The organism is Microvirga aerophila (genome assembly GCF_003332305.1).
In the GTDB taxonomy this organism is placed as follows: Bacteria; Pseudomonadota; Alphaproteobacteria; order Rhizobiales; family Beijerinckiaceae; genus Microvirga; species Microvirga aerophila.
In genome coordinates this window covers 1-25097 of record NZ_QOIO01000024.1, presented here as the reverse complement: position 1 = coordinate 25097, position 25097 = coordinate 1, and the positions used below count along the sequence as shown (strand labels likewise).

General features: G+C 64.5%; 22 protein-coding genes. 13 read left to right on the top strand and 9 right to left on the bottom strand.

What is annotated here, in order from left to right; all coding sequences use genetic code 11:
• Positions 1–371: 371 nt before the first annotated feature.
• The 3 genes from hemE (at position 372) to rho (ending at position 3557) form a co-directional block, all read left to right on the top strand.
• Complete coding sequence (gene hemE, locus DRB19_RS14510) at positions 372–1409, top strand: uroporphyrinogen decarboxylase (RefSeq protein WP_114186749.1); 1038 nt, start codon at positions 372–374, stop codon at positions 1407–1409.
• Between the two features lies 1 nt (position 1410).
• Positions 1411–1836, top strand: coding sequence for a protoporphyrinogen oxidase HemJ (gene hemJ / locus DRB19_RS14505; protein WP_174799935.1), 426 nt, complete (start codon positions 1411–1413; stop codon positions 1834–1836).
• Positions 1837–2291: 455 nt separating this feature from the next.
• On the top strand, positions 2292–3557 hold the full coding sequence (gene rho, locus DRB19_RS14500) for a transcription termination factor Rho (RefSeq protein WP_114186748.1): 1266 nt from the start codon (positions 2292–2294) through the stop codon (positions 3555–3557).
• A 521-nt stretch (positions 3558–4078) separates the two neighbouring features.
• Here rho and DRB19_RS14495 read toward each other — a convergent pair.
• Complete coding sequence (locus DRB19_RS14495; RefSeq protein WP_114186747.1) at positions 4079–6085, bottom strand: thioredoxin domain-containing protein; 2007 nt, start codon at positions 6083–6085, stop codon at positions 4079–4081.
• A 115-nt stretch (positions 6086–6200) separates the two neighbouring features.
• On the opposite strand from DRB19_RS14495, the gene mnmE reads away from it, so the two are divergent.
• From mnmE to DRB19_RS14460, 7 genes are all read left to right on the top strand, one after another.
• Complete coding sequence (gene mnmE / locus DRB19_RS14490) at positions 6201–7511, top strand: tRNA uridine-5-carboxymethylaminomethyl(34) synthesis GTPase MnmE (RefSeq protein WP_114186746.1); 1311 nt, start codon at positions 6201–6203, stop codon at positions 7509–7511.
• Positions 7512–7713: 202 nt separating this feature from the next.
• Positions 7714–9597 (top strand): tRNA uridine-5-carboxymethylaminomethyl(34) synthesis enzyme MnmG, encoded by a 1884-nt coding sequence (gene mnmG / locus DRB19_RS14485; RefSeq protein ID WP_114186745.1) that lies wholly within the window; start codon positions 7714–7716, stop codon positions 9595–9597.
• A gap of 8 nt (positions 9598–9605) precedes the next feature.
• Positions 9606–10232 carry a 16S rRNA (guanine(527)-N(7))-methyltransferase RsmG gene (gene rsmG, locus DRB19_RS14480; protein WP_114186822.1) on the top strand — a complete coding sequence of 209 codons (627 nt, stop codon included), beginning with the start codon at positions 9606–9608 and terminating at the stop codon, positions 10230–10232.
• Complete coding sequence (locus DRB19_RS14475) at positions 10229–11065, top strand: ParA family protein (RefSeq protein WP_114186744.1); 837 nt, start codon at positions 10229–10231, stop codon at positions 11063–11065. The genes rsmG and DRB19_RS14475 overlap by 4 nt, the downstream gene beginning before the upstream one ends.
• Before the next feature lie 23 nt (positions 11066–11088).
• Positions 11089–11967 (top strand): ParB/RepB/Spo0J family partition protein, encoded by an 879-nt coding sequence (locus DRB19_RS14470; protein ID WP_114186743.1) that lies wholly within the window; start codon positions 11089–11091, stop codon positions 11965–11967.
• Between the two features lie 328 nt (positions 11968–12295).
• The gene (locus tag DRB19_RS14465) at positions 12296–13288 is read left to right on the top strand and encodes a Bug family tripartite tricarboxylate transporter substrate binding protein (RefSeq protein ID WP_114186742.1); all 993 of its coding nucleotides are present in this window, start codon (positions 12296–12298) and stop codon (positions 13286–13288) included.
• 55 nt (positions 13289–13343) lie between these two features.
• A complete protein-coding gene (locus DRB19_RS14460; RefSeq protein ID WP_114186741.1) occupies positions 13344–14192 on the top strand; it encodes a GNAT family N-acetyltransferase in 849 nt (282 codons plus the stop codon).
• Here the strand turns inward: DRB19_RS14460 and holA are convergent, their stop codons facing one another.
• Genes holA through leuS form a run of 3 tightly spaced genes read right to left on the bottom strand, consistent with a single transcriptional unit; the run spans position 14193 to position 18375 of the window.
• The gene (gene holA / locus DRB19_RS14455) at positions 14193–15212 is read right to left on the bottom strand and encodes a DNA polymerase III subunit delta (protein WP_114186740.1); all 1020 of its coding nucleotides are present in this window, start codon (positions 15210–15212) and stop codon (positions 14193–14195) included.
• A 3-nt stretch (positions 15213–15215) separates the two neighbouring features.
• Complete coding sequence (lptE, locus tag DRB19_RS14450) at positions 15216–15764, bottom strand: LPS assembly lipoprotein LptE (protein ID WP_114186739.1); 549 nt, start codon at positions 15762–15764, stop codon at positions 15216–15218.
• On the bottom strand, positions 15751–18375 hold the full coding sequence (leuS, locus tag DRB19_RS14445; RefSeq protein WP_114186738.1) for a leucine--tRNA ligase: 2625 nt from the start codon (positions 18373–18375) through the stop codon (positions 15751–15753). The genes lptE and leuS overlap by 14 nt, the downstream gene beginning before the upstream one ends.
• A gap of 138 nt (positions 18376–18513) precedes the next feature.
• On the opposite strand from leuS, the gene DRB19_RS14440 reads away from it, so the two are divergent.
• Positions 18514–19191, top strand: a complete 678-nt coding sequence (locus tag DRB19_RS14440; protein ID WP_114186737.1) for a YggS family pyridoxal phosphate-dependent enzyme — start codon at positions 18514–18516, stop codon at positions 19189–19191.
• A gap of 29 nt (positions 19192–19220) precedes the next feature.
• On the opposite strand, the gene DRB19_RS14435 is transcribed toward DRB19_RS14440, so the two are convergent.
• Positions 19221–19754: a L,D-transpeptidase family protein gene (locus DRB19_RS14435; protein WP_114186736.1), complete on the bottom strand. Its 534-nt coding sequence runs from the start codon at positions 19752–19754 to the stop codon at positions 19221–19223.
• Between the two features lie 169 nt (positions 19755–19923).
• On the opposite strand from DRB19_RS14435, the gene DRB19_RS14430 reads away from it, so the two are divergent.
• Positions 19924–20610 (top strand): response regulator transcription factor, encoded by a 687-nt coding sequence (locus DRB19_RS14430; protein WP_114186735.1) that lies wholly within the window; start codon positions 19924–19926, stop codon positions 20608–20610.
• Positions 20611–21105: a cyclic nucleotide-binding domain-containing protein gene (locus DRB19_RS14425; protein WP_114186734.1), complete on the top strand. Its 495-nt coding sequence runs from the start codon at positions 20611–20613 to the stop codon at positions 21103–21105. It begins immediately after the preceding gene.
• A 12-nt stretch (positions 21106–21117) separates the two neighbouring features.
• Here the strand turns inward: DRB19_RS14425 and DRB19_RS14420 are convergent, their stop codons facing one another.
• The 4 genes from DRB19_RS14420 to DRB19_RS14405 form a co-directional block, all read right to left on the bottom strand.
• Entirely contained in the window at positions 21118–22596 is a 1479-nt protein-coding gene (locus DRB19_RS14420; RefSeq protein WP_162815696.1) for an HWE histidine kinase domain-containing protein, read from the bottom strand.
• A 98-nt stretch (positions 22597–22694) separates the two neighbouring features.
• Entirely contained in the window at positions 22695–23510 is an 816-nt protein-coding gene (gene xth / locus DRB19_RS14415; protein ID WP_114186821.1) for an exodeoxyribonuclease III, read from the bottom strand.
• Positions 23511–23586: 76 nt separating this feature from the next.
• On the bottom strand, positions 23587–24558 hold the full coding sequence (locus tag DRB19_RS14410) for an outer-membrane lipoprotein carrier protein LolA (protein ID WP_245439510.1): 972 nt from the start codon (positions 24556–24558) through the stop codon (positions 23587–23589).
• 128 nt (positions 24559–24686) lie between these two features.
• On the bottom strand, positions 24687–25097 hold a 411-nt coding region (locus tag DRB19_RS14405), incomplete at its 5' end, for a DNA translocase FtsK (RefSeq protein WP_162815695.1).

Genomic DNA, 25097 nt, shown 5'->3' with positions numbered 1-25097 from the left:
GCCCCCGTATAAGGAGTCGATGAATGTGGATAGTTCGCTTGCGCGCGCAGGTCCAGCGCGAGGCCCTGTGGGAAGGTTACCAAATCATCAACAGGGCCAGCCTTTGTGCGGAACGGGAGTCGCCTCTTTGGGAGAATCCGGCACGAATCAGCCGGTCGGTCTCGAGTCGAATCTCGCAACGGCGCGTTAGGGATCTGTTAAGCTTTAAGAATTCGGAAAGGTTTGGGGCGCCGGCGTCACACCCGTTAATCAATCGTGAACAAGCGGGGCGGTGTGGACCGGCTGTGGATGGGCTTGCGGCGTCGTGATTCACGCTCCAAGAGAAACATCAGATTCTAGATTCAAATATTCTATAGTTTTAGAGAGGGCCTGTGAGCGAGCGTCCGACCAAATCCATCCTCCGCGTTCTCGAAGGAGAAGCCGTCTGGCCTCCGCCGATCTGGATCATGCGCCAAGCCGGACGCTATCTGCCAGAGTATCGCGCCACGCGCACGCAGGCCGGCTCGTTCCTGGATCTGTGCTACACCCCAAGGCTCGCCGAGGAAGTCACCCTCCAGCCGATCAGGCGCTTTCAGTTCGACGCCTCGATCCTGTTTTCCGACATCCTGGTGATCCCCCATGCGCTGGGCCAGGACGTGCGCTTCGTGGAAGGCGAGGGTCCCAAGCTCGATCCGGTCACGTCGGAGGCCGATTTCACCCGCTTGAAGGATGAGCTTCCCCTGGAGCGTCTGGAGCCGGTCTTCGAGACCCTGCAGCGCCTGCGGGGTTCCCTGCCGGCCGAGACCACCCTTCTGGGCTTCTGCGGGGCACCCTGGACGGTCGCGAGCTACATGATCGCCGGGAAGGGCACGCCCGACCAAGCACCGGCGCGGTTGACCGCCTATCGCGATCCGGCCTTCATGGTGGCCCTGATCGACAGGCTGGTGCGGGCATCGACCACCTACCTCATCCGGCAGATCGACGCGGGCGCGGAAGCCGTGCAGATCTTTGAGAGCTTCGGGTCGGCCCTTCCTCCGGCTCTGTTCGACTCCCTGTCCCTCGAGCCGATCCGGCGCATCGTCGAGGGATTGAAGGCCGCGCGACCGCACGCGAAGGTGATCGTGTTCGTCAGGGGAGGCGGGTCGCATCTTCATCGCTTCGCCGCGGCCGGCATCGGCGATGCCCTCGCGCTCGACTGGACCCTCGATCCGGCCCAGGTGTTGCCGACCCTGCCCGGCCATGTGGCCACACAGGGCAATCTCGATCCCCTGGCTCTGATCGCGGGCGGCGAGCCTTTGGAGAGGGGAGTCGATCACATCCTCTCGGCGGTCAAAGGCCGTCCGCATATTTTCAATCTCGGGCACGGCATTCTGCCGGAGACGCCGGTCGAGCACGTGTCGCAGCTTGTCGCGCGCGTCAGGGGGGCATGACATGCTGTATCTGTGGATCAAGGCCTTCCACGTCATCGCGGTCATCAGCTGGATGGCCGGGATGCTCTATCTGCCCCGGCTCTTCGTCTACCATTGCGACGCCCCGAAGGGCTCGATCCAGTCGGACACGTTCAAGATCATGGAGCGCCGCCTCCTCAAGGCCATCATCAACCCGGCCATGATCGTCACCTGGGTGCTGGGCCTGATCCTGATCTGGCAGGGCGGGTGGTACACGTCGGGCTGGCTGCACGCGAAGGTTCTGCTCGTGCTGATCCTCTCCGGCGTGCACGGGATGCTGTCGCGCATGGTGAAGGATTTCGCCGCCGACCGGAACGAGCGCCCGCAAAAGTTCTACCGGATGATCAACGAAGTTCCGACGGTGCTGATGATCGGCATCGTGATCCTGGTGATCGTGAAGCCGTTTTGAAGATCCGGTGAATCGCCCTCCCAGGTTGGCCTCGAGGTGAGAGGCAACAGAAGGTTCTCTGTCATGGCCGGGCGTGTCCCGGCCATCCCATTGTTTCGACGCGGCGGGACGCTCACCACCACATCTTGAGCCGCTGGCGGTTATGGGTCTCGGATCTTCGCTGCGCTCCGTCCGGGATGACGGTGGAGGTGCTCTTTGGCGCTCGCCCTCATCCTGAGGAGCGCACACAAAACCTTGATCAATCTCCTGTGGCCAAGGCTCTTGAGAAAAATACCGAACCGGGTTAAAGAAGACTTCTCTTCCCTAAAGACAGATTGCGCTGCGCGGGGCTCTCAGGCCCTTCAAGTCACGGTTCGTGAACTGGGCGGCCCTGTCAACGTTCCCCTTTCATCTTCCCACGCGTTCAGGCTCACCCACAATCTGCCCGCGAGAATCCTACCCGAGAGTGTTCCCCGATGAGGGAAATCAAACTTCAAGACCTGAAATCCAAGACGCCCACCGAACTCATCGCTTTCGCCGAAGAGCTTGAGGTGGAAAACGCGAGCACGATGCGCAAGCAGGAGCTCATGTTCGCCATCCTCAAGCAGCTTGCGACCCGCGAGGTGGAGATCATCGGCGCGGGCGTGGTCGAGGTTCTGCAGGACGGCTTCGGCTTCCTGCGTTCGGCTGATTCGAACTACCTGCCCGGACCAGACGACATCTACGTGTCGCCGTCGCAGATCCGGAAGTTCGGGCTTCGCACCGGCGACACGGTGGACGGGCCGATCCGAGGCCCTAAGGAAGGCGAGCGCTACTTCGCTCTCCTGAAGGTCAACACCATCAATTTCGAGGACCCGGAGAAGATCCGGCACAAGGTTCACTTCGACAACCTGACGCCGCTCTTCCCGGCCGAGCGCTTCAAGCTCGAGATCGAGGATCCGACCCGCAAGGATTTCTCGCCGCGCATCATCGACATCGTGTCGCCGATCGGCAAAGGCCAGCGCGCCCTGATCGTCGCCCCGCCGCGCACGGGCAAGACCGTGCTGATGCAGAACGTGGCGCAGTCGATCACCACCAATCATCCGGAATGCTATCTCATCGTACTGCTCATCGACGAGCGCCCGGAAGAGGTGACGGACATGCAGCGTTCCGTGAAGGGTGAGGTCGTGGCCTCCACCTTCGACGAGCCGGCCACCCGCCACGTGCAGGTTGCCGAGATGGTGATCGAGAAGGCCAAGCGCCTGGTGGAGCACGGCCGCGACGTGGTCATCCTGCTCGATTCGATCACGCGCCTGGGACGTGCCTACAACACGGTTGTGCCGTCATCCGGCAAGGTGCTCACCGGCGGTGTCGACGCAAACGCCCTGCAGCGTCCGAAGCGCTTCTTCGGCGCGGCGCGTAACATCGAGGAAGGCGGTTCGCTCACCATCATCGCCACCGCGCTCATCGATACTGGATCGCGCATGGACGAGGTGATCTTCGAAGAGTTCAAGGGCACCGGCAACTCGGAAATCATCTTGGACCGCAAGGTGGCCGACAAGCGCACCTTCCCGGCCATCGACATCACCCGGTCCGGCACCCGCAAGGAGGAACTCCTGGTTCCTTCCGATACGCTCAAGAAGATGTACGTGCTGCGTCGCATCCTCAACCCGATGGGCACCGTCGACGCCATCGAGTTCCTGCTCGACAAGCTGCGCCAGACCAAGTCGAACAGCGACTTCTTCGATTCGATGAACACCTGACGCCTGGCGTTCCGAGGTTCAGCAAGGCCCCATCCTCCACTGCGAGGGTGGGGTTTTTTTGTTGTCTGATCGTTTTAAGATTATTGTCCTTTATCCCGTTGTCTTGAGCGTCTGGCTTAATCCGCGAACCTCATGCTGAGGAGCAGCCTCCAGGCTGCGTCTCGAAGGAGGATCCAGTGGGCACGGGAGACGCCCTCGTGCTTTGGGACGGTGCTTCGCACCTCCCGAGCATGAGGGCTATGACGATTCCGGTTGCAAACAGGGCAGGGATGTCCGCCACAACGGCGCTTGGGCTGGCGAGGCTCATCTCGGGCATTTGACGGGACCTGCTTCAAATCACCCCCATCAGGGCCAGAACAAGCAATGTCAGAAGGGCCGAAATGGCGAGTGATCCCAGGCAACCGAGGCGGTTCGAGAAAAAGAAGAACATCAGGACTCCAGAATGACCAGGGCGGAGCGCCCCGATCGCAACAACGCGGCGGACGGTCTGTCAAACCTGCCGCAACGGTCGCCGGTTCCTGTCACGTCCGCAGCATCTCGTGCACCCGCGCGGTCAGGGCCTCCGGATCCCGGACCGGCAGGGAGCAATGTGTTCCGGCGCAGACGAGCGCCTGGGGACCGGCTTGAGCCGACGCAAGAGCGTGGGCCGGATGGTCGGGGTCCAGCACTTGGCCTTCGCGCACCGCGCGGCGGCTTCCGTCCAGATAGGGGAGGCGCAGCGCCGCCTCGTGCAGGGGCTTGGAGTCGCGGCCCGTGATCACGATGCTCAATCCGCGTAGGTGAAGGTCGAGAGCGTTGAGGATCGAGGTTTGGCCCAGCGGAGATGATCGGGCGGTGCTGACCAGTCGGTCGAGGGTTTCGTCGGCCAAGCGGTGATCGGCCTGCGCGCCGGTGATCTGCGCCAGCCGCACGAGCGCCTCGGCAAAGACGCCGTTGGCGTTAGGCACGGCCTCGTCCTGAGTGGGTTGCGGCCGCACCACCAGAGCGTCTGCCCCTTTGGCGGTCATGGCAAGGACGCCGGTCTCATGGACCAGATAGTCCTGGAGCAGCACATCCCTCCAAGTCTGCGCGTCTCGAAGGTAGACATCATCGCCCGTGACCTCGTGAAGGGCGAGGGCGGCGCGCATCAGGGCCGCATGGTCGAGGGCGAAGCCTGGATAGATCAACGAGCCGCCGCGCCAGGAATGGCCGAGCCGCCCATCCCGGGTCATCGAATCCGAAATGAAACCATAAGCCCTTTGCGCGAGCCCGATCCAGCCAGGCCGGTCGAGCAGGGGAGCGGCCCGCACCAAGCTTGAGATCATCAGGCCGTTCCAGTCCGCCAAGACCTTGTCGTCGAGGCCCGGCCGGACGCGCCCTGCCCGGTGGTCGAGCAATCTGGTCCGCATGGGCGCCAGCCGTTCCTCGACGGCGGCCGGAGCCTCGCCGGAGATCAGGCGGTTCGGGATGTTGGTCTCTTCCCAGTTGCCGTGCTCCGTGATGTCGTACACCTTAGCGAAGAAGTCTCCATCCTCGCGGCCCAGGACCTGGTGGATTTCGGCGAGGCTCCAGACATAGAAGCGGCCTTCCTCGCCCTCCGAATCCGCGTCGAGGCTCGAGGCAAAGCCGCCCTCCGGCGTGGTCATTTCCCGCTCGAGCCAGGCGACGATGCCTTCGGCGGCCGTACGGAACAACGGACGTCCGGTCTCGGCGAACCCCACCGCATAAAGTTCCAGCAGCTGCGCATTGTCGTAGAGCATCTTCTCGAAATGCGGCACCAGCCACTGGGCGTCGACGGAGTAGCGTGCGAAGCCGCCGCCGAGATGGTCATAAATTCCGCCAAACGCCATGCGTTCGAGGGTGTGGAGAAAGCGGTTGCGGGCGGCCCCGTCGCGGGCGCGCCGGGCGTAGCGCAGGAGGAATTCGAGGATCGGCGGGTTGGGGAATTTCGGCGCTCCCTGGATGCCGCCATTCTCCTCATCGAAAACGCCCACGAGTCGGGTTCCGAACTGGTCGAGGTCGGCAAGTCCAAGGGTGCCGCCATCGCCGGTTGCGGTCTGGGCCAGGTGGTTCTTCAACGCGCCCGCGTTCTGGCGAACCCGATCCGGCTCGGCGTGATAGATGCGCGAAATCTCGTGCAGGACCTGCTTGAAGCCGGGACGACCGAAGCGCGGCTCCTTGGGGAAGTACGTGCCGCCCCAGAAGGGCTCCCCGTCCGGGGTCAGGAACATGGTGAGCGGCCAGCCGCCCTGCTCGCCCAAGGCGTGCAGCGCGCTCATATAGACATGGTCCACATCGGGCCGCTCCTCGCGATCCACCTTGATATTGACGAAGAGCTCGTTCATGACCTGCGCCACCCCGGCATCCTCGAAGCTTTCATGGGCCATCACATGGCACCAGTGGCAGGCGGCGTAGCCGATGGAGATCAGAACCGGCTTGTTCTCGCGGCGGGCCTCGGCGAAGGCTTCTGGGCCCCACTCCCACCAGTGGACAGGGTTGTCCCTGTGCTGCAGGAGATAGGGCGAACTGGCATCCATCAGACGGTTCATTGGGTCCTGCTCCCAGGCTGGCTCAGGTGGATCTTCGAAAACAGGGCGTCCGGTCGTTGGGCAGACCGGTTAGCGCCAAGACGTAAAGCTCGATCAGACCACAAGGTTCACGCGCATGCGCTCGGACGACACCATCTTTGCCACGGCGTCTGGCTATGGACGCTCGGCCGTTTGCCTGATCCGCATCAGCGGGGGAGCAAGCCGGACCGTCGTTGAGACCTTGGCCGGATCGGTTCCCGAACCTCGGCGGGCAGCGGTGCGGATTCTGCGTGATCCGCAAAACGGCGAACCCTTGGATCAAGCCTTGGTGCTCTGGATGCCCGGGCCGAGCAGCTTTACCGGCGAGGATCAGGCCGAGCTTCACATCCATGGCGGCCTCGCCACCCGGGCGGCGGTGCTGCGTGTCCTTGCCACTCTAGAGGGTTGTCGCCCGGCCGAGGCGGGTGAGTTCACCCGCCGGGCATTCCTCAACGGGCGGATGGATTTGAGCCGGGTCGAAGGCTTGGCGGATCTGATCGATGCCGAGACGGAAGCGCAGCGCCGTCAGGCTCTGCGCCAACTCGAAGGTCGGCTGGGCAACGCGGCCGAGGGCTGGCGCGAAGACATCTTGCAGGCGCTTGCCCTTCTGGAGGCGAGTCTCGACTTCTCCGACGAAGGTGACGTACCGGAGGACCTAGAGGCGGAGATCCTGCGGAAGCTGACCCTGCTTGCGGAGGATATCCGTCGGGTTTTGGCGAACCGGTCCGGGGAACGGTTACGGGAGGGCCTGACCGTTGTGCTGGCCGGCCCGCCGAACGCGGGAAAATCGACCCTGCTCAATGCCCTGGCTCAAAGGGACGTGGCGATCGTGTCGCCGATTGCCGGCACAACCCGGGACACAATCGAAGTGCATTGCGACCTGAGCGGCTTTCCGGTGGTCATCACCGACACGGCGGGGTTACGGGATACCCACGACCTGATCGAGCAGGAGGGCGTCTCCCGCGCCCGCGCCAAGGCGCAGGACGCCGATGTGGTGCTATGGCTCGTTCCGCCCGAGGGAGCCGGGACGGAGCCGCCGCAGGCTCGGCGTCTTTTGTCAGTCGCCACGAAGGTGGACCTGAGCCATGTTCGGCACAATTGTGATGTGGCGGTCTCGGCCGCCACAGGTGAGGGGATTTCCGACCTGATCCGCCGCCTGCAGACGGAAGCTGAAGCGGCTCTCGGGCAGGGGGACGCGATCCTCACCCGGCAGCGGCACCGCAGCGCGCTGGAACGGGCTCAGGCCTCTATCCTTAGGGCCATCGATATGATGAAAGCTCATGGCCCGCTGGAGTTGATCGCCGAGGAAGTGCGCTTGGGATCGCGGGCGGTGGGGGAAATCACCGGCCGGGTGGATGTGGAGCATCTTCTTGACCGGCTGTTTGCAAGCTTCTGCATTGGCAAATAATCGACTCTCGTGAGGCCATGATCAGGCCTTGTTGCTATGGACATGTCTCGGGGCAATCAGCCCAGTGGGCATAGGATGAAAGTAGGAGAAGGGATGGGGAAGCTGTCGCGATAGAGCTCGGTGCAGTGGATGTTTCACGTGAAACATTTTGTCCTTTGACCTTGGTTCCCGCAGGTTCTACAGCCCTGGCCTGGAGATGCAGATGATTCAGCAATTCGACGTGATCGTTGTTGGCGGAGGCCACGCCGGCTCCGAGGCTGCGGCCGCCGCGGCGCGCACGGGCGCACGCACAGCACTGATAACGCACAAGGCCGCCACTATCGGGGTGATGTCCTGCAATCCCGCAATCGGCGGCCTTGGCAAAGGGCACTTGGTCCGGGAGATCGATGCCCTCGACGGCGTCATGGGACGCATCGCCGACAAGGCCGGCATCCAGTTTCGGCTCCTCAACCGCCGCAAGGGTCCGGCCGTGCGCGGCCCCCGCACCCAGGCCGACCGAAAGCTCTATGCCCGCGCCATGCAGGCGGAACTGGCTTTGACCCCCAACCTCACTATCGTGGAAGGAGAGGCCGACGACCTCGTGGTCAAGGATAGCCATGTCACGGGCCTGCTGGTCGCAGACGGCCGCATCCTTGCGACGGGAGCCGTGGTCTTGACCACGGGCACATTCCTCTCTGGGCTCATCCATATCGGTGAGCATAAGATCCCGGCCGGTCGCATGGGCGAGCGTCCATCCCTGGGTCTGCCGAAGACATTACAGCGGCTTGGCTTCACCCTCGGACGTCTCAAGACCGGAACACCGCCGCGTCTCGACGGCCGGACCATCGACTGGGCCTCAGTAGAGAAGCAGGCCGCCGACGAAGATCCGGTGCCATTTTCGATGCTGACCCAGCGGATCACCACCCCTCAGATCGAATGCGGCATCACCCGCACGACGCCTGCGATTCACGAGCTCATTCGCGGCAACCTGCACCGTGCCCCCATGTATTCGGGCGACATCCAGGGGCGCGGGCCGCGCTATTGTCCTTCCATCGAGGACAAGGTGGTGCGCTTCGCCGACCGCGAGAGTCATCAGATCTTCTTGGAGCCGGAAGGACTCGACGATTACACGGTCTATCCGAACGGCATCTCGACCTCTCTGCCCGAGGACGTACAGCGGGAGCTCCTGCCCCATATTCCGGGCCTCGAGCGGGTGCGCATGCTCCAGCCCGGTTACGCTATCGAGTACGACTACGTCGATCCGCGCAACCTGACGACGAGCCTTGAGACCAAGGCGGTCCAGGGTCTGTTTCTAGCCGGTCAGATTAACGGAACAACCGGCTACGAGGAAGCCGCCGCGCAGGGTCTTGTGGCTGGGCTCAATGCCGCCCGCCGGTCTGCCAGCCAGGACGGTGCAGTGTTCGACCGGGCCGAGTCCTATATCGGCGTGCTGATCGACGATCTCATCACCCGTGGGGTGAGCGAGCCGTACCGTATGTTCACCTCCCGGTCCGAGTACCGCCTCAGCCTGCGTATCGACAATGCCGACGAGCGGCTGACCGGTAAAGGAATGGACCTGGGCTGTGTGGGGCAGGAGAGGGCGGCGCACTTCCTCAGCACGCAGAACGAGATCGCCGGAACTGCGCAGGCTCTGCAATCCCTCACGCTGACCCCCAAGGAAGCGGCCCGTTATGGGCTGGAGATCAACCAGGACGGCACCCGTCGCAGCGCGTTCCAGCTCCTGTCCTACCCGCATATCGGCTGGAACGATCTGGCGACCGTGTGGCCGGAACTGGCGGAGGTGTCTCAGTCGGTGCGAGAGCGCCTTGAGACAGATGCTACCTACGCCGTGTACCTCGACCGCCAGCAGGCTGATATCGCGGCCTATCGGCGCGACGAGAGCATTGTGCTGGAAGAGGCGATCGATTTTCGCAGCCTGCCAGGCTTGTCGAATGAGATCAAGGCGAAGCTCGATCTGGTCAGGCCAGGGACCCTGGGGCAGGCCGCTCGCATCGAGGGGATCACCCCAGCGGCCCTGACCCTACTGGCTGCGCATGCCAAGAAACGGTCGGGGTCGGCCCGCTCGGAAGCGGAGACAGCACTGTGACGGCCGCCATGTCTGCCCCTGACCGGCACCTCGACGGGTTCGATGTTTCACGTGAAACAGAGGAGAAGCTGAGTCTGCTGGAGAGCGAACTTCGGCGCTGGCAGGCTATCAAGAACCTCGTTGGTCCCGGGACCCTCGACCACGTCTGGGACCGCCATATCGTCGATTCCTTGCAGCTTTTGGAGCTGACCCCCACCGCCAAAACCTGGCTCGACCTAGGCTCGGGGGCCGGTTTTCCCGGTCTAGTTCTCGCCATCGCCGGGTACGAACGAGGCCTTCAGGTCGATCTGGTGGAGAGCAATTCCCGCAAATGCGCCTTCCTCCGCCACATCGCGCGGCTCACCGGAGCCCGGGCGAAAGTGCACGAGGCGCGGCTTGAGACCGTAATCCCCGGTTTCGTCGGCAAGGCCGATATCGTGTCTGCGCGAGCCCTCGCTTCCTTGGCCAAGCTCCTCGAATGGACCGAGCCATTGTTGAAAACGGGGACAACAGGCCTGTTTCCCAAAGGTCGCGATGCCGAGTCCGAATTGACCGAGGCCCGGGAATCGTGGACATTCGATCTAGAAATCCTGCCGAGCCGGACTGACGCGGATGCCAGGATTCTTCGCATCACCTCCATTGAGAGCCTTTCATGACAACCGACCGCAGCGGATCCGACCAGGGAACGCCGGCTAAACCCCGCGTTCTGGTGCTTGCCAACCAGAAAGGCGGCGTCGGCAAAACGACGACCGCCATCAATCTCGGGACGGCCTTGGCCGCGATCGGCGAGAAGGTCCTCATTCTAGATCTCGATCCACAGGGCAACGCATCGACCGGTCTCGGGATCGACCGCAAAAGCCGGCGCGTCTCCACCTATCACGTGCTCGCCGGGGAATCGTCTCTCGAGAACGCCATTACCGAAACCGTGGTGCCGGGATTGTTCGTTGCTCCATCGACGCTCGACCTGCTCGGGATCGAGTTGGAGATCGCGCACGAGCGTGACAGGACGCATCGGCTCCGCAACGCCATCAAGGCTCTGATGGCCTCCGAAGTAACGAAACCTTTTACCTATATTTTGATCGACTGCCCGCCATCGCTCAATCTTTTGACCATCAATGCATTGACGGCTGCTGACGCGGTTCTGGTCCCCCTCCAATGCGAATTTTTTGCTCTGGAAGGCCTCAGCCAGCTGCTCAAGACGGTCGAACAGGTCCGTTCGGCTCTGAACCCCCAACTGACGATCCACGGCATCGTGCTGACCATGTTCGACCCGCGCAATAACCTCTCGGGTCAGGTGGTGGCCGATGTCCGGCAGTTCATGGGCAGCAAGGTTTACGAGACCATGATCCCGCGCAATGTCCGCGTGTCGGAAGCGCCGTCCCATGGCAAGCCCGTGTTGCTCTACGATCTGAAATGCGCCGGGTCCCAGGCTTACCTTCGCCTCGCCTCCGAAGTCATCCAACGCGAGCGCGCCTTGCGCGCGGCTTGAAAACAGTCAGTCCGGGAAAAGTCATGGCAGAAGAAGGAAGGTCCCGTCTGGGACGTGGATTGGCGGCCCTCATCGGCGAGGTCGGCGACGAGATGACCGTGGTGGAGCGCGGCCGTGGGCAGCGCAAGGTTCCGGTTGAGTTTCTACGTCCCAACCCCCGCAACCCGCGCAAGGCGTTCGAGGACAGCGAGCTCAAGGAGCTGTCGCAGTCCATCAAGGACCGCGGCATCATCCAGCCCATCGTGGTGCGGCCCCTCAAGAACATGCCTGACGCCTTCGAGATCGTCGCCGGCGAGCGCCGCTGGCGTGCCGCCCAGGTGGCGGGCCTCCACGAGGTCCCGGTGGTGGTCGTCGAGATCGACGACAAGACATCGCTCGAATACGCCATTCTCGAAAACGTCCAGCGGGCCGACCTCAACCCCATCGAGGAAGCCCAGGGCTATTCCCGTCTCATGGCCGAGTTCTCCTATACGCAGGAGAACCTGTCCAAGATCATCGGCAAGAGCCGCAGCCACATCGCCAACATGATGCGGCTCACCGATCTGCCGGATCCGATCAAATCGCTTCTGGTCAACAAGCAGATCACTGCGGGTCACGGCCGCGCGCTTCTGGCGGTGAAGGACCCGCAGCGGGTCGCCAAGCAGATCCTCGATCAGGGCCTCAGCGTGCGTCAGGTCGAGGAGATCGCCCAGGCCGATCAGGCCTCCCCCGACAAGCCCGAGGCCAAAACCGCCCGCCCGAAGGCCGAGAAGGACCCGGACACCCGCGCGTTGGAAAAGGCGCTTCAGGACGTGCTCGGCCTCACGGTGTCCATCGACCACAAAGGGCAGGGTGGGGAACTGCGCATCCGCTACAAGACTCTCGACCAACTCGATGGCCTGTGCCGTCGGTTGAACCCATAGGGGACGTTACAGCTCCCTCATCCCGGGGCCGCGTGAGCGGAACCCGGGATCGTCAGACGAGAAGGGCGCGTCTTTCTGCGGACGATCCCGGATCGCCTTCGGCTTCCGGGATGACGTGTCCGCCTCCTTCGTTCCCAGGCTTGTCCAAGACGTGGATTGCCAGGACAAGCCCGGTCAGACCTTCCAGAGGCTGACAGCTTTTCGCTGGTTTCCAAACCGGCGGGCCTTAGGCCCGATCCCATATTGTGCTGGGCCATCGGCTGCGCTCTCATGGTGCCAGGACTGACGCAACGTCAGTTCTGCCAAAGACACCAATGAGGGAGCCGCCATGTCATCGTCCTCTAGCCTCACCCGCCGGACCGCCCTTGCCCTTGCGGCGGTCGTCCTGTCGTCGGGAGCCGCCCTGTCCCAGACGGCGTCTTATCCCTCCCGACCCGTGCGGATCATCGTGCCGTTCACCGCAGGCGGCACCACCGACATTTTCGCCCGGCTCGTGGGTGAGAAGCTGTCCGGGTCGCTGGGTCAGCAATTCATCATCGACAATCGCGGCGGGGCTGGGGGCAATATCGGCACGGACGCGGTCGCCAAGGCCGAACCGGACGGCTACACCCTGGTCATGGGCACCGTGGGCACCCACGCCATCAATGCGAGCCTCTACGCCAAGATGCCGTACGATCCGCTCAACGATTTCGCACCCGTGGCCTATGTGGCCGGGGTGCCGAACCTGATGGTGGTCAGTCCCAAGAAGGTCAAGGCGAGCACCGTGCAGGAGTTCATCGCCGAGGCGAAAGCGACGCCCAACAAATTCAACATGGCGTCGTCCGGCAACGGCACCTCGATTCACCTCTCGGGTGAACTCTTCAAGCAGATGACCGGCATCGAGATGCCCCACGTGCCCTATCGCGGCAGCGGGCCGGCGGTGAACGACCTGATTGGCGGACAGGTGGATGTGATGTTCGACAATCTGCCCTCGTCCATCGAGCAGGTTCGCGCCGGCAACCTGCGGGCGCTTGCCGTTACGTCGGCCAAACGCTCGCCCGCCGTTCCCGACATGCCGACCCTGGCGGAGGCCGGTCTCCCGGATTTCGAGGCCTCGAGCTGGTTTGCGCTCTTCGCCCCGAAGGGCACTCCGGCTGAAATCACTTCCAGGCTGAACCAGGAGGTCCGCAAGGCGCTCGAGACCCCCGACCTTCAGAAGCGTTTCGCGGATCTTGGGGGAGAGATCAGACCGATGAGTCCTGAGGAACTCATGGCCTATGTAAAGGCCGAGCACGAGAAATGGGCCAAGGTCGTGAAGACCTCCGGCGCGAAGGTCGACTGAGCGGAAAGCCCGTCGGGGCGCCTCCGCCCCGACCCGTCCAAGCGGTGGTGCAGGCATGAGTGAAGGCGAATTGACGATCCGAGTCATGGAGCGGGCGGATCTCGACCGCGCGATTGAGTGGGCCGCAGGGGAGGGATGGAATCCCGGTTTCAAGGATGCGGACTGCTTTCAGGCGGCCGATCCATTGGGATTCCTGGTGGCCACTCTCGGCCATGAGCCCATCGGGTCGATCTCCGTCGTCCGCTACTCCGATGCGTTCGGCTTTCTGGGCCTTTACATCGTCAGGCCGGATCATCGTGGACAGGGTTTCGGATATCGCCTGTGGCAGGCCAGCATGTCCCATCTCGATGGGTGCACAATCGGTCTCGACGGGGTCGTGGCGCAGCAGTCGAATTATGCCCGGTCGGGATTCGTGCTGGCCCATCGCAACGTGCGCTTTGGCGGAAGCCCGCGGATCGAGGCTCCGCGGGACGAGCGCCTTCAGCCGATTGGCCCGGACTTGATCGACGCAGTGCTGGCGTATGACCGGCCGTTCTTCGCCGGTCCACGGGCGGCCTTCCTGCGCTGCTGGCTGAGTCCGGACACCCGCACGGCGATTGCGTTCGTGGAGGATGGGACGGTCAAGGGCTACGGCGTCATCCGGGAATGCCGCAGCGGTTTCAAGATCGGCCCGCTCTTCGCCGACGACGAGAGCAAAGCAGCCCTGCTGTTTCAGGCCCTTGCGGCGCGGGCCGAGGGTGCTCCGGTGTTCCTGGACCTGCCGGAATCCAACCCGGCCGCCGCCCGGCTCGTGGCTCGCCATGGCCTGTCGCCCGTCTTCGAGACGGCCAGGATGTACCGGGGCCCGCAGCCCGACCTTCCGCTGTCCCGAACATACGGGATCACGAGCTTCGAACTGGGGTAGCTAACGCCGCGCGGCTCTCGCCAGGTCGAGCAGGGTCTTGGACGCGATGGTGTCGTCGAGATCCGCGAGACGGCGGGTGTCCAGGAGGCTCGCCTGAATTTGCGCGACGGCTTGTTTCAGGCTCTCGCTCGTCCAGCGCTGAAGGTGGCGTTCCACAAGGGATTTGCGGCGAAAATGGAGGCTGCGCATGCCCTCCATGACGGCGCTGATCGGCCGACCTTCCTCCACGGCCATGCGGGCCGACAGCAGCATCAGGGCATGGCGCAGGGCCGCTCCGAGAACGACGGAGGCATGCACGCCCTCGGCAGCCAGGCGGCGCGAGCCCGTCTCGAGGCCTGCGCCTTCACCAGCGAAGGCCGCATCCACCACCGCGTCCATGGCAAGGCTCGACACGTCGCTCATGATGGCGTCCACGTCCTCGAGGGTGATCTCCCGCTGTCCGTGGGCGTAGAGCATCAGCTTCGAAAGTTCACCGCGCGTGGCCAGACGATCGCCGCCGAGACTAGCAATCAAGGCGGTTCTCGCGTCGCGCGTAATGGAAAATCCGCCCTGTTTCAGGGTGTCGTCGACGACCGCCCCGAGGTCGCGGCCCGTATCCGCGTAGCAGGGCAGGGCGAGGGCTTTCTGGGAGCGCTCGCAGAGGGTTCGCAGGGGAGCGGACTTCGCCAGGTCGCCGCCTTCGATGACGATGACCGTGTCTTGTAGGTCGCCCTTGAGAACCGCATCGACCGCAGGCGCGATGTTGCGGGAGGTGGCCTTGACCCACAGGGCGCGTTTGCCGCCGAACAGCCCTATGGTGCCGGCCTCGTCGGCCAGGCGCGCAGGATCGGCCGCAATGTCGTCGCCGTCGATCCGGATGAGCTGGAACGGATCGGCCGGGTCGTCGACGGCCCGCTCCGCAACGGCGCGGGCGCGCTCGTTGATGAGGCCGATATCCGGTCCGTAGAACAGGAAAACGCCGATGCGCGGATCGGGACGCCGCAGCGCCCCTTCCACTTCACCGGCTTTCACCGCCACCATGGATCAGCTGCGGACAAGCGCCGCCTGAAGCCGCGTCCTGACCTGTTGAGCCAGTTCCCTCGCCAGCCTGATCTCCGCGTCGCGACCCGCGCGCAGGGTGGCAAAGCGCTGCTCGAAGCGGTCATAGGTGGCGGCCGATGTGGCCGTTCCCTGAGTGATGACGGTCTTTCCGTCCGCGGTGGTCAGCGTATAGGTGAGGTTGCCGGTCAGCGTCGCCGACAGGGCGCGGCCCGATTCCGAATCGACGATCGGCGTGGTCAGGCCCTGGGCCAGGCTGAGCTTCAGATCATAGCGCTTGGGCACGTCGGAGCCCGACCCGTTGAGCGCGTAGATCAGCTCGCTGCGCAGGTAATGCCCGATCCGCGCTTGGTTGTCCGGCCATTTCACCTCCGGAACGTCGATGGACGCCAGGACGTTCTGGAGCGACTCGCCCGAAGCGGTCGGGCCATGCAGGGGCCGGAAGCAGGCCGATAGGCCGAACGCAAGGCCCGCCACGACGGCGATATGGGCCAAGCCGCGGATATTCAGGGCCTTGAGATTAAGCGACGACATTCACGATCCTCTGCGGGACGACGATGACCTTACGGACAGGCTTCCCTTCCATAGCCTTTTGCACGGCGTCAAGCGAGAGCACAGCCGCCTCGATCGCAGCCTGATCGGCATCGCGCGCCACCGTTACGTCGGCGCGCTTCTTGCCGTTGACCTGGACAGGGAGCGTGATGGCGTTCTCGACCAGCAGGGAGCGCGCCACCTCGGGCCAGGCGGTGTCGGCCGCGAGGCCGGGCTGGCCGAGCGCCTGCCAGGCTTCTTCCGCCAGATGCGGCATCATGGGAGCCAAGAGCTGCACGAAGATGCGTCCCGCCTCCCGGAAGGCTTCCGCAAGACCGGGCTCGTCGCTGGTCTTGGCTTGGCCCAGGAGGTCCTGCAGGTTGTTGGCAAGCTCATAGATCTGGGCCACGCAGCGGTTGAAGCGCAGGCGCTCCACATCCTCCTCGACGGCAGCAAGCGCCTTGTGGGCGGCTTTGCGGATCACGGTGCCGATGGAACCGTCCGCCGTCGCGCCGTTGCCGGCGGAGGCGCTGCGGTCGGCTATCTCGCCCACCAGACGCCACACGCGCTGCACGAAGCGGCCGGCACCCTGTACGCCTTCCTCGGTCCAGATCACGTCGCGCTCCGGCGGCGAGTCGGACAGCATGAACCAGCGGGCGGTGTCGGCCCCGTAGGAACCGATGATCTCGTCCGGGTCGACCGTGTTCTTCTTGGACTTCGACATCTTCTCGATGGAGCCGATTTCCACCGGAGCGCCCGTCGTCACATGGAAGCCCTTGCGGGTGGCGCCTTCCGTCTCGAAGCGCACGTCGGCGGGCAGCACCCAGGCGCCACTCTGGTCCCGGTAGGTCTCGTGCACCACCATGCCCTGCGTGAACAGGCCTGCGAAAGGCTCGTCAAGCCCAGCATGGCCGGTCTCTTTCATGGCGCGGGTGAAGAAGCGCGAATAGAGCAGGTGCAGGATCGCGTGCTCGATGCCGCCGATATACTGATCGACCGGCAGCCAGCGGTCGACGGTGGCGCGGTCCGTGGGTTCGTCCGTCAGGGTCGGATCGGTGAAGCGGGCGAAATACCAGGACGAATCCACGAAGGTGTCCATGGTGTCCGTCTCGCGTCGCGCCTTCCCGCCGCAGGTCGGGCAATCCACGTGCTTCCACGTGGCATGCCGGTCGAGCGGGTTGCCCGGCACGTCGAACGTCACGTCCTCCGGCAGCACCACCGGCAGCTGATCCTTCGGCACCGGCACCACGCCGCAGGCGTCGCAGTGAATGATCGGGATCGGGCAGCCCCAGTAGCGCTGGCGCGAAATGCCCCAGTCGCGCAGGCGGAAGTTCACCTTGCGCTCGCCCACCGGGCGGCCGTCGCGGGTCTCGCTCTCCAGGCGGTGGGCGACCTCTTCCTTGGCGTCCTGGATGGTCTTGCCGTCGAGGAAGCGGGAATTGATCATCCGGCCGTCGCCGTCATAAGCCGTATCGGTGATGACGAAGGCTTGCGGGTCCTGGTCCGGCGGGCACACCACCGGCGTGTTGCCCAGGCCGTACTTGTTGACGAAGTCCAGGTCGCGCTGGTCGTGCGCCGGACAGCCGAAGATCGCGCCCGTGCCGTATTCCATCAGGATGAAGTTTGCGACGTAGACCGGCAGCGTCCAGTTCGGGTCGAACGGATGCACGGCCCGGATGCCTGTGTCGAAGCCGAGCTTCTCGGCCTTCTCGATGGCTTCCTGCGCGGTGCCGATGCGCTTGCACTCCTCGATGAAGGCGGCAAGCTCAGGGTTATTCTCGGCGGCGGCGCTGGCGAGCGGGTGGTCGGGCGCAACCGCCATGAATTTCGCGCCGAACAGCGTGTCCGGGCGCGTCGTGTAGATTTCGAGCTCGGTCTCGCCGGCAGGCGTAGTCTCGGGGCGCAGGGCGAAGCGCACCAGCAGGCCCTCGGAGCGGCCGATCCAGTTGCGCTGCATCAGGCGCACCTTCTCCGGCCAGCGGTCGAGGGTGTTGAGCTTGGCGTTCAGGTCTTCGGCGAAATCCGTGATCTTGAGGAACCACTGGGTCAGCTCGCGCTGCTCGACCAGCGCGCCCGAGCGCCAGCCGCGCCCGTCGATCACCTGCTCGTTGGCCAGCACCGTGTGGTCCACCGGATCCCAGTTCACCTTGGCGGTCTTGCGGTCCACGAGACCGGCCTCGAGGAAGTCGAGGAACATGCGCTGCTGATGCCGGTAATAGGCCGGATCGCAGGTGGCGATCTCACGGCTCCAGTCGATGGCGAGTCCCATGGATTGAAGCTGGCCGCGCATGGTGGCGATGTTCTGGTAGGTCCATTCCTTGGGGTGGACCTTGTTCTGCATGGCGGCGTTCTCGGCCGGCATCCCGAAGGCGTCCCAGCCCATCGGGTGCAGCACGTTGAAGCCTTTGGCCCGCATGTAGCGCGCCACCACGTCGCCCATGGTGTAATTGCGCACGTGGCCCATATGGATGCGCCCGGACGGATACGGGAACATCTCGAGCACGTAGTATTTCGGCCGGGGATCGTCGTTCCGGGTCCGGAACAGGTCGCGGTCGTTCCAGACCTTCCGCCATTTGGGCTCGGCTTCCTTGGCGTTGTAGCGCTCAGGCCTCATTGCTCGTCACTTGTCCGTCAGCTTAAACAGTCGAAGCGGCTTGCGCCGCCGGGTTGCGGCGGACTAGGACACAGCTCTCCCGCGCGGTCAACGGTTTCGCGCGCCAGACAGCCTTGAACCGGAGCCACTGAGGACCTGATGAGCGACCACAACCCCGTCGAGGCCCTGAACAGCGTCCGGGCCGCCATCCATCGCGCCGCCTCCGACTACGAGCGCGATCCCTCGTCCGTCACCCTTGTGGCGGTCTCCAAGACCTTTCCAGTCGAGGATATCGAGCCGGTCCTGGCGGCGGGCCAGCGGGTCTTCGGCGAGAACTACGTGCAGGAGGCCAAGGCCAAATGGCCAGCCCTGCGCGAGCGCTACCCGGACGTGGAGCTCCACATGATCGGCCCGCTCCAGTCCAACAAGGCCCGGGAGGCGGTGGAGCTCTTCGACGTGATCCACACCCTCGACCGGTCGTCGCTGGCCGAAGCCCTCGCCAAGGAGATCGCGAAGTCCGGCAAACGCCCGCGCCTGCTGGTCCAGGTCAATACCGGCGAGGAGCCGCAGAAAGGCGGCGTCATGCCCGCCGAGGTGGACGCCTTCATCGAGGCCTGCCGTACGAAGCACGGCCTCGCCATTGAGGGCCTGATGTGTATTCCCCCGGCGGAGGATCCGCCGTCACCACATTTCGCGCTCCTCAACATGATGGCGAAGCGCAACGGCCTGTCCGTGCTATCCATGGGCATGAGCGCCGATTTCGACGCGGCGATACAGCTCGGCGCCACCCATGTGCGGGTGGGCAGCGCGATTTTTGGGACGCGGCCGCAGGCGTGACTCAGAACATGCCTGCCGTTGCTTAAGTCCTACCCCACGATCTCGATCGTGGTCCTCGGCCCGATCCGCTGCATGAGGCGGCGGATCGTGCGCCGGTCGACGGCGACGCAGCCTTCCGTCGGGGTGAAGCCCGGGCGGGCGAGGTGGAGGAAGATGGCGCTGCCGCGTCCGCCGATGATGGGCCCCCGGTTCCACGCGATGTCGATGACCACGTCGTAGAGGTGGTCATTGCGCCACATCTTTTCGTGGCTCGCCTCGTAGGGCAGGGGCACCAGACGGTTGTAGCGCCTGTCGCGCGGCTCGTCGGACCAGCCGTCGCCGGGCCGGATGCGACGAAGGGCAAGCCCAGTGCGGGGGCGCGGGCCGTGATCGGCCCGGTAGAAGGCTTGCAGCAGGGCGAAGCGGCCGATCGGCGAGGCGCCGTCGCCCTCGCGCTTGGCGCGGCGCGGCCCCGAGCGCCCAAGGGCGCAGGGGAGGACGAGATTGCCCGCCACGAGCCGCCCGCGCCGGTGGTCGACAGGGGAGCGGAAGACCCGGATGATGTTGACGTAGTCGCGCTTCATGGCAGTGGAAGGGCTGGACCAGCGCCTTGTTGTCAAGGTGAGAATAACTACTCTAGAACATGATCCGGAAAGATCATGTATGACTTGACGACTGTGGCGCGCCGCCGGCCCCGATCGGCGGACGTTTGCCTCGACGCTTCCCGCGTTCCACCGAGTTGAAGGGTTTGAGATGTCGAATGCCAGCCGTCTCCTCGTCGTCGACGACGATCAGGATCTGCGCGACACGCTCGCGGAGCAGCTCGGGCTGTACGACGAATTCCGGATCGCCACCGCCGAGACCGCCGCCGCGGCCATCGAGGCCGTGAAGGGCGACCGGATCGACCTCGCCATCATGGATGTGGGCCTGCCCGACATGGACGGGCGCGAGGCCGTCAAGCTCATGCGCCAAGACGGCTTCCGCAGCCCGATCATCATGCTGACCGGCCAGGGATCGGACAACGACACCGTGATGGGGCTGGAGGCCGGGGCCAACGACTACGTGGTCAAGCCGTTCAAGTTCGCGGTGCTGCTGGCGCGCATCCGGGCGCAGCTGCGTCAATACGAGGCGAGCGAGGACGCAGTCTTCCAGATCGGCCCCTATACGTTCCGTCCGGGCTCGAAGCTCCTCGCCACGGAAAAGGGCTCCAAGCTCAAGCTCACCGAGAAGGAGACGGCGATCCTGCGCTATCTCTACCGGGCGGGCCAGGCGGTGGTGGGCCGCGAGACCCTGCTGACCGAGGTCTGGGGCTACAACTCGAACGTCACCACCCACACCCTCGAGACGCATATCTACCGGCTGCGGCAGAAAATCGAGGCCGACCCCTCCAACGCCCGCATCCTGGTCACCGAGCCCGGCGGTTACAAGCTGATCCCGTAAATGGCCCTCGACGACGACATCGCGGTCCTGTCCGGCGCGCCCCTGTTCAACCTGCTCGAACGGGATGCGCTCAGGCTTGTCGCGTTCGCATCCGAGAACCGCACCCTTCGGGCGGGCGACATGCTGTTCCGCAAGGGCGACAAGTCGGATGGCGGCTACGTGGTTAGCCGGGGCGCCGTTGCGCTCGACGCGCGGGACGACGGGTCGCCCGCGGCCTTCATCGCCGGGCCAGGCTCGGTGATCGGCCGGGCGGCGCTGTTCGCCAGGATCGAGCGACCGGCCACCGCCATCGCACGGGAGCCCTCCACGGTGATCCGGGTGTCGCCCAGCCTCATGCGCCGCGTGCTGGAGGAGTTCCCGAACGCCGCCTCGGCCATGCATCAGGCCATGGCCGAGGAACTGACGCGGCTGACGGATGGGCTGGAACAGGTCCGCCGCCAGCTCATCGCCATCGACGGCGAGGGACCGGTCCCTCGCCCGGACGAAACCGAATAGCCCTCAAGGGCGCTACGCCCGACCGTTCGTCAGCGGAATCCGGATCGTGCAGATCACGCCCGACGGCTCGAAGCTCATATCGACGGATCCGTCGAGTTCCTGGGCGAGGCCGCGCTGGATCAGGCGGGTGCCGAACCCGCGCTCGGTGGGCGGCTGCACCGCCGGCCCGTCCTGTTCACGCCAAGTCAGCACCAGCATCCTGCGGTCCTTATCGCGGTCCCATGATAGGGAAACCCTGCCCCCGGGCGCCGACAGCGCGCCGTATTTGACGGCGTTGGTCAGCAGTTCGTGGAATGTCATGGACAGCGGCAACACCTGCCGGGGCGGAAGCCTGATCTCTGGTCCGGACAGGGTAAAACGCGACGTTCCGGTCCCGTCGAAAGGCGACACCGCCTGATGGGCAACGGTGCGAAGATCCGCGCTCTCCCAGCTCTCCTGGGTCAGCAGATCATGCACCCGGGAAAGCGCCATCAGCCGGCTCTCGAGGCTGTGCCGCGCGTGATCCACGGACTGAGCCCGCTTGAGGGACTGGTAGGCGATGGATTGCACGGTCGCCAGGGTGTTCTTCACCCGGTGGTTCAGTTCATGGATCAGGAGCTCTTGGTGATCCAGGGAGCGCTTGTGATCGGTGACGTCGATGCTCTCGCTGAAGATCCCCGTCACGCGGCCGTTGCCGTCGGTGATCGGCTGCATGATGAAGTCGAGAAACCGCTCCTCCGGCGGGCCATTCGGATCCCGTGCAAGGAGGATGCGGTGAGCTCGCCCGATATGGGGCTGTCCGGTGCGATAGACCTGGTCCAGCAGGTCGAGAAATCCCTGATCCCTCACCTCCGGCAGCGCATCCCGGACCGGGAGGCCCAGCAGCGGCCGCTCCTGGCCGACGAGATGCCTGTAGGCGTCGTTGGCCATGTCGAGGATGTGGTCCGGTCCGCGAACGACGCTCATGATGCTCGGCGTCTGCCGGAACAGGTTGCGCAAGTGCTCCCGCTCGGCCTTGAGCTCGGCCAGGCTTTCGTCGAGTTCGATTTGCGTAGCGATGAGCTGGGCGAAAAGCTGCAGGGTCTTCAGGATCTTAGGATCGGATAGACTGGCGGGTTTCGGGTCCAGCGCGCAGATCGTCCCGAAGGTTTTGCCCGATCGCAGGATGATCGGAACAGCGATGTAGCTCTCGAAGCCGTACATTTTCGGCGTCGGATGCTGGCAGAAGATCGCATCCCGGCTGGCCTGGTCGATGACGATAGGTGTGCTGGACGCCCGGATCTCGGAGCAGAAGGTCGTGGCGACGTCAAGCGATCCGCCAACCCCAAGGCCGAAACCGATCCGGTCGAGCACCGCACAGGCCGTCCAGGATGTTTCGGTCACGCGAGCAACGGCCGCAAATCCCAAGCCGGTGGTTTCCAGCACGATCTCCAGGATCGATGATACTGCGCCGATGCGGCCAATGGCCTCGATATCCGCGGCAGTCATCGGTTCGAGAGCCGCACCAGTCACCTGGCGAGCTTCAGCATTCCGTTGGGTCATGTCGGGACAATAACAGATATCCGAATGCGGGAAATAACCAAGATATGCCCACAATCCGCTGGTCGCGCCTAAAACTCCAGCACCGCCGTGACCGGCACGTGGTCCGATGGCCGTTCCCAGCCTCGGGTTTCGCGGGAGACATCGATGGACCGTAGGGCGCCCTTCATGTTGTCCGAGACCCAGATGTGATCAAGACGACGGCCCTTGTTGGCGGCCTCCCAATCCGGCGAGCGATAGCTCCACCAGGAATAGATCTTTTCCGGCTCAGGCTTGAGGAGCCGCATGGCGTCGACCCAGCCTGCCTCCTGGCGCAGTTCCTCCAGAGCCGCCGTCTCGACGGGCGTATGGCTCACCACGTCGAGAAGCTGCTTGTGGCTCCAGACGTCGTGCTCCAGGGGCGCAACGTTGAGGTCGCCCACCAGGATCGCCGGTGTGGCTGTCGGTTTCTGGCGCCCGCCCCACGAGCGCAGTTCATCCATGAACTGAAGCTTGTGGCGGAATTTCTCGTTGAGGTTCTGGTCCGGGATATCGCCGCCCGCCGGCACGTAGAAGTTATGAATCACGAGGCCGGACGCCGCCTTGGCCTGGGGCGAGAGCGTCACGGTGATGTGGCGCGCGTCGGACCGTCCGCACATCTCCATCACGCTGGTGTCGGAGAACGGGTAGCGCGACAGGATAGCCACGCCGTTGTAGCCTTTCTGGCCCATATGCACGACGAACGGATAACCGAAGGATTGCAGCTCCTTCAACGGGAACTTGTCGTTCGGGCACTTGGTCTCCTGCAGGCACAGAACGTCCGGGCGGCGCTCCTTCAGGAAGCGCTTCACCTGGTCGATGCGCAGGCGGACGGAATTGATGTTCCAGGTGGAGACGGTGAGTTTCACGGCACGGTCCTTCGGCAAGCCTGATTTCCGGCTACGACAGATTGCGCCGGGAGGGAAGCCGTAATGCCCGGGACGGTTACCGGTTGCTATTGCCGAGGATGGCCTCGTACTGGATCTTGAACAGGTCCGGGTCCATGCGGCGGCCTCTCTGGGTCTTGTTCAGGATCACGGCGGTCTGGAAGCCCTGCGGGTCGACGATGCGCCACTGGGTCAAGGTCTCGATCTTGGGGTCGAAATACAGGGTGATCCGGGAGGTGCCGCCCAGCGTCGAGCGGTCTTCCAGGGCGACGCGCACGGAATCGTTGTCGGTGGTGATGCCCCGGATCGTGATGTCCTGGCCGAGATTGACCTGCTCGCGCAGGAGGAATTTCAGGGGCGTCTGCGAAATCGAATAGAGGTCCTGGGTGGCGAGCTTCTTGTCGCGCACGGCCACCGACGAGCCGTCGGCGATCACCTCAAGGGTGGCGGGCGAGTCGTACTCGAAGCGCACCTTGCCGGGCCGCTGGAGATAGAGCGTTCCGCCCTGCCGGCGTCCGTCGCCGCCCACTTGCGTGAAATCCGCCACCAGTGTGGTCAGGTTCGTGAAGTAAGCGTTCGCCCGCTCGACGATCTCCCGGTTCGAGAGCTGCTCGACCTTGCCCAAGGCCTCGGAGCCGGCGGCCGCAGTGACGACCGGGCGGGGCGCGATCTCGATGGGCTCGCCGGCGTCCGGTTTGGGCGGACCAGGCCGCGTGGGTGGTGGCGGTGGCTTGGCCGGCTCCGCCATGGCGGGCCTGGCCCGTTCAAGGATCGGATCCGGTTCGGGTTCCGACTCGACGATGGCGACCGGGCCCGAGGGGGGCGTTCTCGGCTGAAACGTGGTGGTGGGCAACGGCGCGGCGGAAAGATTGAACCCTTGCGCGATGGATTCCATCGTGGCTGGTTCCTGGCCGTGCGACTGCGGCAGGAGAATGTCCGTCGGCACCATCTGGGCTGAAGCCGGCAATGATCCCGCGCCGAAACCTGCCGCAAGAACCGTCGCAAAGGCCGCAAAGCCCGAACACCGCATCCGAATATTCTCCTTGAGCCCACCATAGCGCCATTATCGGCCACGTTATATGGCCACGTAGTGACGCAGTGGCTAGCGCACCGCGCGAAAATCCGATCCGGTTCTCCGCCCCAAGACGAAGCCGAAGCTTAATCCCCGTCCATGCCTCCGGCGCTTTCCATGAGGATGTCGCGTTTGCCCGCATGGTTGGCCGGCCCCACGATGCCCTCCTTCTCCATCCGCTCCATCAGCGACGCGGCGCGGTTGTAGCCGATCTGCAGGCGGCGCTGGATGTAGGAGGTCGAGGCTTTCTTGTCGCGCAGCACCACGGCGATGGCTTGGTCGTAGAGGTCGCCGCCGCCGGAGCCGAACTCGCCCTGGTCGAAGACCGGCGCGTCGCCGCCGTCGCCGCCACCGCCATCCTCGTCCGCCGTGACGGCGTCGAGATATTGCGGACGGCCCTGTCGTTTGAGGTGGGCGACGACCTTCTCGACCTCCTCGTCGGAGCAGAAGGGGCCGTGCACGCGGGTGATGCGCCCGCCGCCGGCCATGTACAGCAT